Below are 337 nucleotides of genomic sequence, written 5' to 3'. Positions count from 1 at the left end.
ACCCAAGGTGCCGCGAAAATCGAGATCGCCTTCGGCCTCCACGGTGGCGGCGCCGAGCTTGAACTCCAGCGCCGTCGCCACTGCCTTCAGCGTCACGCCGGCGCAAGCGACCAGCGCCTCCAGCAGCATGTCGCCCGAGCATAGCTCGAGCCCCGAGCCGCCGGTGGCCGGATGAAGCCCGGCGACGGCAAGCGCCCTGCCGGTCTCCACCTTGCAGGCGATCGACTGATCGTCGAGCGTGCCTCGGGCTCTCAGCGTGATCAGCGCCCGCGCGGCGTCGTCGCGATAGGCTTCCTTCAGCCGCACTCAAGGCCATGCAGGCGCCGCTGAAGGAAGC

General features: G+C 69.4%; 1 protein-coding gene. It reads right to left on the bottom strand.

Features of this window, described 5'->3' with window-relative positions:
• The coding region (locus EN824_RS33945; RefSeq protein WP_135933196.1) for an OsmC family protein at nucleotides 1-306 on the bottom strand (306 nt) is incomplete at its 3' end.
• Nucleotides 307-337: the final 31 nt, after the last annotated feature.

Origin of the sequence: Mesorhizobium sp. M8A.F.Ca.ET.181.01.1.1, from assembly GCF_004792025.1 — a bacterium.
In the GTDB taxonomy this organism is placed as follows: domain Bacteria; phylum Pseudomonadota; class Alphaproteobacteria; order Rhizobiales; family Rhizobiaceae; genus Mesorhizobium.
Note: the sequence above shows the minus strand (reverse complement) of the source record. Positions and strands in the feature narration are given on the sequence as shown.